Source organism: Pseudoalteromonas sp. SG41-5, assembly GCF_014164495.1.
Classification (GTDB): Bacteria; Pseudomonadota; Gammaproteobacteria; order Enterobacterales; family Alteromonadaceae; genus Pseudoalteromonas; species Pseudoalteromonas rhizosphaerae.
In genome coordinates this window covers 19203-31629 of sequence record NZ_JACJFH010000013.1, presented here as the reverse complement: position 1 = coordinate 31629, position 12427 = coordinate 19203, and the positions used below count along the sequence as shown (strand labels likewise).

The 12427-nt window shown below is 41.9% G+C and carries 11 protein-coding genes; 1 reads left to right on the top strand and 10 read right to left on the bottom strand.

Features of this window, described 5'->3' with window-relative positions:
• Together H5232_RS05545 and H5232_RS05540 are read right to left on the bottom strand one after the other, a co-directional pair.
• On the bottom strand, positions 1-390 hold the full coding sequence (locus H5232_RS05545; protein WP_145241420.1) for a VOC family protein: 390 nt from the start codon (positions 388-390) through the stop codon (positions 1-3).
• A complete protein-coding gene (locus H5232_RS05540; protein WP_145241422.1) occupies positions 390-1055 on the bottom strand; it encodes an HD domain-containing protein in 666 nt (221 codons plus the stop codon). The genes H5232_RS05545 and H5232_RS05540 overlap by 1 nt, the downstream gene beginning before the upstream one ends.
• A gap of 138 nt (positions 1056-1193) precedes the next feature.
• Here H5232_RS05540 and H5232_RS05535 point away from each other — a divergent pair, with 138 nt between their 5' ends.
• Positions 1194-2384, top strand: a complete 1191-nt coding sequence (locus H5232_RS05535) for a class I SAM-dependent methyltransferase (protein ID WP_182830625.1) — start codon at positions 1194-1196, stop codon at positions 2382-2384.
• 34 nt (positions 2385-2418) lie between these two features.
• On the opposite strand, the gene H5232_RS05530 is transcribed toward H5232_RS05535, so the two are convergent.
• From H5232_RS05530 to H5232_RS05495, 8 genes are all read right to left on the bottom strand, one after another.
• Positions 2419-2715 carry a PilZ domain-containing protein gene (locus H5232_RS05530; protein ID WP_145241426.1) on the bottom strand — a complete coding sequence of 99 codons (297 nt, stop codon included), beginning with the start codon at positions 2713-2715 and terminating at the stop codon, positions 2419-2421.
• An 8-nt stretch (positions 2716-2723) separates the two neighbouring features.
• Positions 2724-3101 carry a PleD family two-component system response regulator gene (locus H5232_RS05525; RefSeq protein WP_145241521.1) on the bottom strand — a complete coding sequence of 126 codons (378 nt, stop codon included), beginning with the start codon at positions 3099-3101 and terminating at the stop codon, positions 2724-2726.
• A 72-nt stretch (positions 3102-3173) separates the two neighbouring features.
• Positions 3174-7061, bottom strand: coding sequence for an ATP-dependent RNA helicase HrpA (gene hrpA, locus H5232_RS05520; protein WP_182718138.1), 3888 nt, complete (start codon positions 7059-7061; stop codon positions 3174-3176).
• Positions 7062-7231: 170 nt separating this feature from the next.
• Entirely contained in the window at positions 7232-7576 is a 345-nt protein-coding gene (locus H5232_RS05515; protein ID WP_149980747.1) for a 4a-hydroxytetrahydrobiopterin dehydratase, read from the bottom strand.
• Between the two features lie 9 nt (positions 7577-7585).
• Entirely contained in the window at positions 7586-8383 is a 798-nt protein-coding gene (gene phhA / locus H5232_RS05510; RefSeq protein ID WP_145241432.1) for a phenylalanine 4-monooxygenase, read from the bottom strand.
• Between the two features lie 212 nt (positions 8384-8595).
• The gene (megL, locus tag H5232_RS05505; protein ID WP_182830624.1) at positions 8596-9777 is read right to left on the bottom strand and encodes a methionine gamma-lyase; all 1182 of its coding nucleotides are present in this window, start codon (positions 9775-9777) and stop codon (positions 8596-8598) included.
• 140 nt (positions 9778-9917) lie between these two features.
• Entirely contained in the window at positions 9918-10964 is a 1047-nt protein-coding gene (locus tag H5232_RS05500) for a TIGR01620 family protein (protein ID WP_182732486.1), read from the bottom strand.
• The gene (locus H5232_RS05495; protein ID WP_215909075.1) at positions 10961-12376 is read right to left on the bottom strand and encodes a YcjX family protein; all 1416 of its coding nucleotides are present in this window, start codon (positions 12374-12376) and stop codon (positions 10961-10963) included. The genes H5232_RS05500 and H5232_RS05495 overlap by 4 nt, the downstream gene beginning before the upstream one ends.
• Between the last annotated feature and the right edge of the window lie 51 nt (positions 12377-12427).

Genomic DNA, 12427 nt, shown 5'->3' with positions numbered 1-12427 from the left:
CTAGATGTTGGCCGAAATATATGCATAGTCATGAGAGGTGATTTCATGACTATTACCACTTAAATCCTGAAAATAAACAGAGTATGTAACTTTGTGATCAGCAACCACGGTTTTAATATTTAAGTCAGCCAAATGCTTAAGCCAAGCGATAAACTGCTCTCCAGATGCGCCAAATGCAATCCCTTTACTACTGCCCTCTCGCTCAAATAACGCTAAGCGAATAGTTGCCGCAGGATCTTCTAGTGTTAAAGGCCCAGTACCCTCATCCCAAAAAGCAAGCTCTGGCACAATATTAAATCCAAGGACTGTTTTGTACCACGTGACGGCTTGCGCAAGGTTAGTCACATTTAAATGGCAATGATCGACACCAGATAAAGTAGGCATTGCCATTAGCCAATCTCCGACTTAAGTTGTTCAATAAATACCTGCATATATTCAGTACGACGCACCGCTTCTGCTTTTGCTGAAGGTGTATTCATACTCTGTGCAATATGTAATAGCTTGATGAAGAAGTGATCTAATGTATACAAGCTGTCATCCGGGCTGCGGTGGGCGCAAAATGGATCGTCAGGGTGATATAAATTGCGTCCGATTGAGCCCCCTACTTTCATACAGCGGCTGACACCAATTGCTCCTAAGGCATCCATACGATCAGCATCTTGAACGATTTGTGCTTCCACACTTTCAATTGCAATGTTAGCGCTAAAACTATGGGCTACAATAGCATGATGAATGGCATCAAAATATTGCGCGTCATACCCTATTGACGCTAAAAATGAAATTGCTTTATCTGCGGCCATTGTTGAAGCTTTAGCGCGATCCGGGTGGTTTTTAGCCACTGCAACACAGTCATGCAACCATGCTGCGGGTAACACCACGTCCATCGAAGCATCTTCAGCAAAGCAGAGCTGTTTTGCAACACGCACGACTCGTTCAATATGGGTAATATCGTGGGCGACATCAGCACTCACTAACGACAAAATAAAAGCACGGCAATGATTTTCTAGCTGTTGCAACGGCTCAGATAATACTAAAACGGGCAAACGTTGTTCCATAAATCCTGTAATTTCAAATTAATGCATTGAATTACTGTTACTTTACCGCGGTTATAGGCTGTTGTGCAAAACATTCATTGTATGTTCGAGCCTGCTTCACTAAAATACGCTCTTAATTTATCCGTAATGAGAAGCCTAATGTCATCTGTCGTATACCTAGAAGCTGGTCGTGAAAAATCACTAAAAAGAAAACACCCATGGTTGTTTTCAAAAGCCATCAAAAAAATAAAAGGTAAGCCAGGTTTAGGTGACACAGTGACCATTCACGATAGTAATGGTAGATTTTTAGCTACAGCGGCTTACAGTCCGCACTCACAGATCCGCGCGCGTGTTTGGAGCTTTGATGAAACAGAAATCATCGACCAAGCTTTTTTTGAACGTCGCTTACGTCGTGCCTTTGCGGCACGCGAGCAAGTAATTACTGAAGGTGGCTTAACGGGATTTCGGTTATGTGCCGCCGAGTCTGATTTTTTACCAGGTGTAACCATTGATAAATTTGACAACTTTTTAGTGTGTCAGTTATTAAGTGCCGGTGCTGAGCGCCATAAAGGTGAAATAGTTGGCGCTTTAATCGCTATTTTCCCAGGCTGTAACGTGTATGAGCGCTCTGATGTCGATGTGCGCACCAAAGAAGGCTTAGAGCCGACTATGGGCGTGTTATGGGGTAATAAGCCTGAGCAGCCAGTATTAATTGAAGAAAATGGTTTTAAAATTGAAGTAGACATTCTCGAAGGTCATAAAACCGGTTTCTACCTTGATCAACGTGATAGCCGTGCTGCATTAGAGCGTTTTTCAAAAGATAAAAGAGTACTTAACTGTTTTAGCTACACAGGTACCTTTTCATTGTATGCACTGCGTGGCGGCTGCGAGCATGTTACTAACGTTGACGTATCGCAACCCGCGCTTGATACCGCAAAACGTAATGTCGAGCACAATAATCTTGATTTAGATAAAGTTGACTTCATAAAACAAGATGTATTTAAATTACTACGCCAATACCGTGAAGATGGGGTGTTATTCGATACTATCGTTATGGACCCACCTAAATTTGCTGATAACAAAGCACAACTAACGGGTGCGTGTCGTGGCTATAAAGATATCAATATGATTGCCATGCAAATTCTTAAACCAGGTGGTACGTTGCTTACGTTCTCATGTTCAGGTTTAATGGAGCAAAATTTATTTCAAAAAGTGGTTGCTGATGCAGCCCTTGATGCTGGTAAGGATTTGTTGATCATGGAGCGTTTAAACCAAGCTGCTGATCATCCAATCGCAGGCAGTTACCCTGAAGGCTTTTACCTAAAAGGCCTGATCTGTAAAGTTTACTAAACTGACTGCAACTAATTAACCTGAGTTCATCAGGTTAATTAAACTGCATTATTTCTAGCCCAGCGGTTACCGTGCCATCACTTTCTTTGCTGGCACGAACGACTTTTGCTGTTGCATCAAGTGGTGCAATGGCAGGGCTGGTCGAATCAATATTCACCTTCACAATGGTGCCCAGTTCAAGTAATTCATCCAACTGCAGTGACAACCCAGTTGCACTTAAATCGACACATACAGCATCAAAATGTTGATCAGCGACTGGCTCAAGTGTGGTTAATTTTGCCTGTGCATTTAATTGCATACGTCTAAAATTACGTTTATCTTCATTTAGCATAATAACTCCTAAACAACCGTATTGATTTTTTCTAATAACCCCACGACCGAAAAAGGCTTCACCACATAGGCATCGCAACCGGCATCAAAACCAGCTTGTTGTTCCTGTACGGATTCTAAGCCTGACACCATAACAACAGGAATATTACGAGTTTCAGGGGTGTTCTTCAACATTCGACACGTGTCGTAACCATCTAGGCCGGGCATACATACATCGAGTAAAATCGCATCCGGTGGATTTGCAATAGCCGACGATAAACAGCTCTTCCCTGATTCAGCATAACTGAGCTCAAAATCCGCTGATAAAGCGACTTTGAGCATTTCAAAATTAAAGTACTCGTCATCTACAACTAGTAAACGCGGGTGTGTATTAGCGGATGAGCGCATGGTTAATATCAGTTCCTTCTCATCTAACAAATATTTCCTTCCAAGGTATTCGATGTTTACTAAATACCAAACTCAATCAATTTCTTTCAGAGCATTCAATACACGCTTAGCTGAAATCGGATACGGTGTCCCTAACGTTTGCGCAAACAAGGATACTCTAAGCTCTTGTTGCATCCAAAAAATATCCTGCAATTGTTGCGGAGCAGGCATTCCAGGCGGCACTTTTTTCAGCTGTTTTTGATACTCTTGAGCAACCTTTTCTAACTCAAGTACACATAATCTGTCACGATTTGGATCAACTGGCAACTTTTCTAAGCGTTTTTCTATTGCTTTTAAGTAACGAATTAAATCACTAAGTTTGTCTGCGCCATGATTTGAAACAAAGCCTTTGAATACCAAAGATCCCAGTTGGCTTTTTATATCTCCATGTGCAGTGATCATGGTTAAATCAACTCGCCCTTTCATTTTTTTATGTAACGCATGCGCAATACTCAACACTTGCTCAACTTGGGTTGCAATAGCAACAACCGCATCGCCGAGCTCACCGCGCACGTGCTCTTTTACTTGCTCAAACGCTTGTTCGGTGCGTACATCGCCTAATTTCACCAATAAACTGTCAACGCCTGCGGCAATACAGTCATCAATTAAATCAGCAACCTTACCAAACGGATTAAAATATAGACCTAATTTAGCCTTATTGGGTAAGTTTTGTTGCAAATATTTTATCGGCGAAGGTACATTCAGTAATACCAAACGGCGTAACCCCTGCTGATGGGCGGTTTGCGCTTTAACTTCGTTATCAAATAGCTCCACTGCCGCCGATGATTTTTTATCTACCAGCGCAGGATACGCTTTGATTTCATACTGGCCTTGTTTTTTCACATAGGATACCGGTAACTTGCCAAAATCCCATTGCAATAGGTCAGCTTTTTCAATGCCTTTATCTGCCACTTTAGACAGCGTTTGCGTCACTTTACCCTGCAATTGCGCTTTGAGTTTCGCTAAATCCATACCTCGGGCAAGTACATTATCTTTTTCATCACGAACTTCAAACTGCAGTCGTAAGTGAGTCGCAAGGGTGGTTAAATCCCAGGCCTCTGGATCAACTTTTACACCTGTCATACGTAATAAACGCGTACTGAGTGCCTCAATGAAGTTACCTTGCATAGGCTCGATTGCTGCAAGAACCGCATCTGCATAATTTGGCGCAGGCACAAAATTACGACGTAGTGATTTAGGTAAAGATTTAATTAAACCGGTGATCAACTCATGACGAAATGCAGGAATATGCCAGTCAAAGCCAGCTTCTTCTACTTGGTTTAGTAAGGCCACCGGAATTTGCACTGCAACCCCATCGACCGCTTGGCCTGGATCAAAATGATAGCTCAACGGCAACATTAAATTACCTTGTTGCCATACATCGGGGTAATCAAACTCAGTAACACTATCAGCACCGTGTTGCATTAAGTCATCACGTGTCATTTGCAAGTAATGTTTATCCTGCTGCTTTTGCGTTTTATACCATTTATTAAATGCTGCACGACTGTTTATTTGAGCAGGAATTTTCTTATCGTAAAACTCATATAAGGTTTGCTCATCAACTAAAATATCACGACGGCGGCTTTTATTTTCTAGAGTTTGAATATCTTCAATCAGTTCGCGATTAAACTGCAAAAACCCTTCATTTTGACCTAAATCTTGCTCTACTAAGGCACTGCGAATAAACAACTGGCGGCTAACTTTCGGGTCAATGTTACTGTACACACAGCGACGCTTTGACACTATGATCAGCCCGTATAATACCTGCTGTTCGAAAGCGATCACTGCGCCGGGCTTTTTCTCCCAATGCGGCTCACTGTAACTGCGTTTTACTAAGTGTTGTGCTAATGGTTCAACCCAATCGATGTTAATTTTGGCATTAATACGTGCATATAATTTACTGGTTTCAACCAGCTCTGCCGACATCAACCATTTTGGGCTTTTCTTAAATAATCCAGAGCCTGGGAATACATGAAACTGACTGTTGCGAGCGCCTTTATATACTTGCTTTTCATCTTTAAAACCAATGTGACTGAGCATGCCACTCAATAGCGCTTGATGGATTTTATCGCCATCGGCAACATTGCTGGTCGCTTTCATGCCCATTTCATTGCACACAGTACTGAGCTGATAAACGATATCTTGCCACTCACGAATACGCATATAAGCGAGCATATCCTTTTGGCACAGCTTTCTGAATTGGCTGTTACTTAGCTCACTTTGCTGCTCTTCTAAGTAATTCCATAAATTTAAAAAGGCGATGAAATCTGAATCAGGATCGTCAAAACGGCCATGCTTTTCGTTTGCAGCAGCGCGTTTTTCTTGCGGGCGCTCGCGTGGATCTTGAATCGATAACGCCGCCACAATAATAATCACTTCACGCAGCGCACCCAGCTTTTGTGCTGTTAGTACCATTTTAGCTAAACGCGGGTCAACCGGTAAGCGGCTCAGTTCAATACCCGATTTAGTAAGCTGTGTATTGTTATTGTGACGACTAGGTTTTACCGCTTCAAGTTCCTCTAGTAACGTTAAGCCATCGTTGATATTACGGCTATCTGGTGCTTGTACAAATGGGAACTCGGCCATATCGCCCAACCCTAAGCCGAGCATTTTTAAAATAACTGAGGCTAAATTAGTACGTAGTATTTCTGGATCAGTAAACTCTGGGCGCGAATTAAAATCATCTTCAGCATATAAACGAATACAAATACCCGCTTCAACACGGCCACAGCGGCCTTTTCGCTGATTGGCACTGGCTTGTGATATTGGCTCAATCGGTAAACGCTGCACTTTAGTACGATAACTATAACGGCTAATGCGCGCGGTACCAGGATCAATAACGTATCGAATACCCGGCACAGTAAGTGAGGTTTCAGCAACGTTGGTCGATAAAATAATATGACGACGACTATGGGGAGCAAAAATACGGTTTTGTTCTGCGTTAGAAAGGCGCGAATACAAAGGTAAAACATCCGCTCCTTTTAAATTACGTTTACTAAGGGCATCAGCAGTATCGCGTATTTCCCGTTCACCATTTAAGAAGATTAAAATATCGCCTGGGCCTTCTTGGCACAGCTCATCAACGGCATCAAAAATACCTTGCAGCTGGTCGCCTTCAGCCTCCATATCATTTTTATCAATTTCAACCAAAGGACGATAACGCACATCCACCGGAAATGTTCGTCCTGACACTTCAATAATCGGTGCATCATTAAAATGCTTTGAGAATCGCTCTGGATCAATGGTCGCAGAGGTAATAATTATTTTTAAATCAGGACGCTTTGGTAATAGGTTTTTCAAATAACCTAAAATAAAATCAATGTTTAAACTACGTTCATGAGCTTCATCAATAATAATGGTGTCATACTGGTTTAAAAATCGGTCTTGTTGAATTTCCGCCAGTAAAATACCGTCAGTCATCAACTTTATATAGCTGTTATTTGATACTTGATCGCTAAAACGAATTTTAAAACCCACTTGCTGGCCAAGTTCACATTGCATTTCATGAGCAATCCGATCCGCGACACTGCGCGCAGCCAAACGTCTTGGTTGGGTGTGACCGATATAACCATCAACGCCACGGCCAAGTTCTAAACACATTTTAGGAATTTGCGTGGTTTTACCTGAGCCGGTTTCACCCGCGATAATAACCACTTGGTTATTGGCGATAGCCTCTTTAATGTCGTCTTTTTTCTGACTGACGGGGAGCTGCTCAGGGTAAGTTACTTTAGGTAACTGAGCTAAGCGCACCTCTCGCAATTGTTGGCTACGTGCTATATCTGCAGTGATTTTTTCAATCACGGCTGCTTGTTTTGTTTCATCGGTTATTTTTTTTATGCCGTGAAGGCGTTTTTTAAAGATGAATTGATCTTTTCTTAAACACGTTTTTAGTTCACCAAACAATTGACCTAGGTTAACCACCCGCGACTACCTTATAAAATTTGAGTAAAGACGAGCGATTGTAGCAAACTTCGCCGCAGGGGTTAACTTTGCTGCGATATAAAATGTAATAACCAAAGCTTAAAACAATAAAAAAGGCGCTAATTAAGCGCCTTTCATGTTCTTTGGGCAGAACAATTGCTGTGTTTTATTTATAGCGCAGCGAAAACTTCATCTGTTTTGGCAGCGCAAATAAAATCATTTTTGTGTAAGCCTTTAATTGAATGGCTCCACCACGTTACCGTTACTTTGCCCCACTCTGTTAGCAAGCCCGGGTGATGGCCTTCATCTTCAGCCATATCACCTACTTTATTAGTAAAAGCGATGGCTTGTTTAAAGTTTTTAAATTTATAAACACGCTCTAATTGCATAATACCGTCGCGTACTTCAGGCACCCAATCTGGGATCATTTTAATTAATTCAGCTAACTCGGTATCTGATACTTGTGGAGCGTCTACGTGACAGGCTTCACATTTTTGTGCGCTTAATGATGACATCTTAAATCCTTAACTTGCTAATTTTTCTTTAGGAGGAAATTTTGGGTCATGTAACCCTAATTCTTTTGCTTGCGCAACTAACGCCATAATATCCAGCTGTGAAATATCAAATAAATCATGGATAGAATTAATGGTGTAGTACAAAGGCTGCATAATATCAATTCGGTACGGCGTGCGTAATACATCCAATACATTCATCGGGTTTATCTCGGGCTTATCTGAATACACGTATTGTGTTTCACCTGGACTTGATAAAATACCGCCACCATAAATACGCAGGCCATCATCTGTTTGCATTAGGCCAAACTCAACCGTAAACCAATACATACGGGCAAGGTAAACCCGATCTTTTTTCTCGGCAGCGTAACCTAACTGGCCATATTTATGCGTAAACTTGGCAAAATCAGGATTAGTAAGCATTGCACAATGACCAAATATTTCATGAAAAATATCAGGTTCTTGCAGGTAATCAAACTCTTCACGGCTACGAATAAAGGTTGCGACTGGAAATTGCTTATTTGCTAATAAACGAAAGAATTCATCAAAGTCAATTAAAGCTGGCACAGGTGTAACTTGCCAGCCGGTAGTCGCTAGTAATACTTCATTAAGCTCACTTAACTGCGGAATACGGTCATGAGGCAGGTTTATTTTTTCAAGCCCTTCCATGTATTCATTGCAAGCTTTGCCTGCAATACATTTTAGTTGGCGTGCGACTAGTTCTGACCATATTTTATTTTCTGCTTCGCTCCAATGGATAACGCCATTTTCATCTGGTGTCTTGGAGGTGTATTTACTTGCTTTAGCCATAATAACCTTCTTAGTGTTAAACCGATATCGGTGTCAACCTGTTAAGGAGATACTAAGCAAATGTAAGGCAAAGTTTAATAGCTGAGACAACATCAGCTATTAGCACCAAACCGCCTTTTGTACACCAAACATTACACTTTTAGATCAAAAAGTTTACAGCGCTATTTTCAAAGGGCTAGAAGCAACACAAACCGTAAATATAATCTTACAAGCTATGCAATAAAAGTAAAAGCGTGGTTAAGGTCGTTAATTATATCGTTAACATCTTCAAGGCCAACAGATAGTCTGATCAGGCCATCGCTAATACCCGCAGCGGCTCTTTCTTCGGGTGAATACGGTGAATGAGTCATCGATGCCGGATGTTGAATGAGTGTTTCGGCGTCTCCTAAACTCACGGCGAGTGTGCACAGTTGGGTATTATTAATAAACTGCTCGCCATCTTTTAGGCTGCCTTTTAATTCAAAGGCAATAACGCCACCAGAGGCTTTCATTTGCTTACCGATAAACTTAAACCCTGGGTGAGATGCAAGTCCGGGGTAATAAACGGTATTAACTTGGGGATGCTGCTCTAAAAATTCAGCAATAATTTGCGCACTTTCACAATGACGCTGCATGCGTATCGCTAAGGTTTTTAAACCACGATTAATAAGCCATGCATCGTGTGGACTAATTGTTGCACCAATATCTTTAAGTACGGTCATTTTAATTAATGTAATGTGCTCTTGACTGCCACACACCAAACCTGCCACAACATCACCGTGACCATTTAAATATTTAGTAGCACTGTGAACAATTAAATCAATGCCATAATCAATTGGCTTTTGCAGTAACGGCGTGAGAAAGGTGTTATCTATTACACTGATCAAATTGTGTTGTTTTGCCACTTGTCCTATTAACGCTAAATCAATTACCGCCATAGTTGGATTAACTGGGGTTTCGGCAAAAATCATTTTTGAATTCAGTTTAATTGCATCGCGTAATTGCTGCTCATCGGTCATATCTACAAACGTCACTTCAATCCCCCAACGCGGCAACATATGTGCGAAGAAAGCAAACGTACAGCCATACAAAGCGCTTGATGCGACTAAGTGATCGCCTTGCGATAAAAAACTTAATACCGATGCAGAAACCGCGCCCATTCCTGTGGCTGTTGCTGCAGCGGCTTCGCAACTTTCAAGTTGTGCGACTTTTTGTTCAAGCTCTGTCGTCGTCGGGTTACCTAAACGGGTATAAATATAGCCCGGTTCTTCACCAGCAAAACGTGCTGCACCTTGCGCGGCACTGCTAAAATGAAACGTTGAAGTTTGGTATAAAGGAGCAGTAAGTGCACCATGCGGATCATTGGCTTTTTCTGGTCCATGGATACATTGGCTGTCGATGTGGAGTTTGTTCATTGTCTGATCTTTTTTGATTATTATTGATCCCATAATCAAAACGTATCGCAGGATAAAGCACAAGCATGCCAGATGCTCAGATGGCTATAAATTTGGATGTAGTTAGTACAGTGGCCGTTCACCACTGTACAGATTTATTGTCAGCTCGTTTCTTTCGTGCCTGCTCCTGACGGCGAAGCTTTGCGGCTCATAATTTTGCTGGCAATCAATTGCGCAGTACCTTTAAGCAAGCTGCGCTTATGCTCAAGTCGTGGTAAAGGACGGCTTAGTTCCATCGCTTTATAACCAATGCGTGCGGTAAATATACCCGCGCTTAAGCCTTGTGCTGCACGTCCTGATAATTTACCTAGTAATTCAGCACTGAGCGCTGTAGCAGCTAAATCCGATACTAACTCAGCACTGCCAACAAACATCACTTGCTTGATCAACATACGATAGAGCTTGATCCGGCTAGCATAACCAAATCCGATACCGTAAATCTTACCTATTTGCTCAATCAGTTTTGTGCCCCGCCAAAGCACAGCCATCATATCCACCAGCGCTAATGGACTTAATGCCACTAACAAGCCTGATTCAGTGGCAAAACGGTTGATCAGCTTTTTAGCTTGAGTATCTTGTTTCACTAACAAACTATCGGCGTACAAGGTCATGATCTCTTTATCGCTATGATGGCTATCAATGCTTGCTTTAAACTCATCAAACCCAGTTAACTGCTGATGTTTATTGAGTTTTTCAAGCCAAGGTAGTGCCCCACCAACCTGTTCGCTATTGAGCAAACGATCCGCTTCATGACGATGTAATTGATTGCGCTTTAAGCTGCGCAACATTCTATACTCACGCCATAAGAGCTTGCCTAACAACAACACGCCACTGAGCACTGCAATTAAATATACACTGCCTAAAATGATGGATTGCTGAAATGTCACAACCATAGAAAATATAAATTCAGCTAACACTAAAGTTATAAAGCTAATCGCAAACACCCCTTTCAGAGTTTGCCATTTTGACTTTTTATAAACAGGGGTTAAATCAATCTCTTCATCTTGGGGCTCATCGATAACGTGCTCATATTCATACTCCCCTTGATCGATCACTTTAGCTGGGGTCAAGGTAAGTTCATTGTCTATTGGCTGTTCACTAGTATCAATACGTCTGCCGGCTTGAAAGCCTGAAGCGGTCTTGCTCATGTTAGTTTGTCTCCTAAAAGGTACTGCATGACATGATCTAAACGAATGTGTTTTAGTTGCTTGTCTGGACTTGGCATTGGTGCAAACGATAAAAACTCAAAACCATGGCTTGGCCACTCATCTTTATTGAGCATGCGCATTGGTGGCTGCGGTGGTAAGTAGGTCAACCATTGCGACTCTGATAACGGCTTACCATAAATACAATTGAGGGTTTTACCTTGCTCAACCACTTGTTTTGGCATGGTTGCCGTAATAGATGACATCGCCATAGTTTCTATTTTAACGCCATCAAATTTTAAGTGATTACTTTGCTCGTGCACTAATGAGTCCAACAACAGCGCTAAATCTTTATGGTGTGCACTACTAATATGATCTGACTTATTCGCAGCAAACAATAGTTTATCTATATTGGGTTTAAACAAGCGTTTCAAAAAGCCAGTTTCGCCATAGTTAAAATGCGCAAGTAATTGTTTGATCACATCCCCTTGCTCTTGCAACGTCTCAGGCCCTTCATTGAGCGCACTGAGCACATCAACAAGCACTATTTGCCGATCAAAGTTGCGAAAGTGTTGTGTATAAAATGGCTTAACCACTTCTTTCACATAAGCATTAAAGCGCTTTTGCAAGTGCGCCAAATTAGACCCTGCAACCACCTCATCATTAGCCTGTGCAACTGGGAAAAACAGTAATAACGGTGCACCTTGTAATTCACCTGGCATCAGCATGCGTCCAGGTTGTAGCATCGCCAATTTAGTGTCTTTTTTAAGACTCACTAACAGTGTTTGATAGTGCGTAGCAATCGCGCTTAGCGCACTTTCATCTACTGGGGCTGTTAAATCAAGCTCGCTCAGTGCAGTTAAAAATGCTTGTGCCTTTTCAACCCGAGGAGAGCGCTGTAACAGTGCATATTGCTGCTCACTCCATTGTTGATAGCTTTGCTCTAGCATGGGTAAATCAAGCAGCCACTCACCGGGGTAATCAATAATGTCTAAATATAAGGTTGATTGCGGTGCAAAGTGACCACGTAAGCCTGCGTCACTCCGGTATTTAATTGCTAGACGTAAAGTATTTATGCGCTCGGTTGATGCAGGCCAGTGTGGTTGCCCTTCAAGCGGCAATAAAGCACTCAGGGCTTTAGGGTAATCAAATGTAGGAATGGTCAGCGCTTGTTGCGGCACTATTTTTGTGGCGATATGACGCTGTTGCTGCATAACATCAAAAAACGGTAAGTTTTTGTCTGTTGCTTGGCTGGTTAAATGCTTTACTAAAGCGGTAATAAAAGCGGTTTTACCACTGCCACTGAGGCCAGTTACCGCTAATTTTACGTGTTGATCTAAACTACGGTGAACAGCTTTTTCAGCCTTACCTTTGAGTTTATTAAAGGCGTTTTTTGCAGATGAAGTGTTTATCATAATGAGCTAGCACTTCAGCGCCATTATAAATTAGGTGGCTAAAGTGCTATT

Excerpts from the sequence above, each read along its gene's own strand:
- H5232_RS05515 (WP_149980747.1), bottom strand. The coding sequence starts at position 7,576 with ATGTCATCATTAAGCGCACAAAAATGTGAAGCCTGTCACGTAGACGCT.
- H5232_RS05500 (WP_182732486.1), bottom strand. The coding sequence starts at position 10,964 with ATGAGCAAGACCGCTTCAGGCTTTCAAGCCGGCAGACGTATTGATACT.
- H5232_RS05495 (WP_215909075.1), bottom strand. The coding sequence starts at position 12,376 with ATGATAAACACTTCATCTGCAAAAAACGCCTTTAATAAACTCAAAGGT.
- megL (WP_182830624.1), bottom strand. The coding sequence starts at position 9,777 with ATGAACAAACTCCACATCGACAGCCAATGTATCCATGGACCAGAAAAA.
- H5232_RS05545 (WP_145241420.1), bottom strand. The coding sequence starts at position 390 with ATGGCAATGCCTACTTTATCTGGTGTCGATCATTGCCATTTAAATGTG.
- H5232_RS05525 (WP_145241521.1), bottom strand. The coding sequence starts at position 3,101 with ATGCGCTCATCCGCTAATACACACCCGCGTTTACTAGTTGTAGATGAC.
- H5232_RS05535 (WP_182830625.1), top strand. The coding sequence starts at position 1,194 with ATGTCATCTGTCGTATACCTAGAAGCTGGTCGTGAAAAATCACTAAAA.
- H5232_RS05530 (WP_145241426.1), bottom strand. The coding sequence starts at position 2,715 with ATGCTAAATGAAGATAAACGTAATTTTAGACGTATGCAATTAAATGCA.
- H5232_RS05540 (WP_145241422.1), bottom strand. The coding sequence starts at position 1,055 with ATGGAACAACGTTTGCCCGTTTTAGTATTATCTGAGCCGTTGCAACAG.
- phhA (WP_145241432.1), bottom strand. The coding sequence starts at position 8,383 with ATGGCTAAAGCAAGTAAATACACCTCCAAGACACCAGATGAAAATGGC.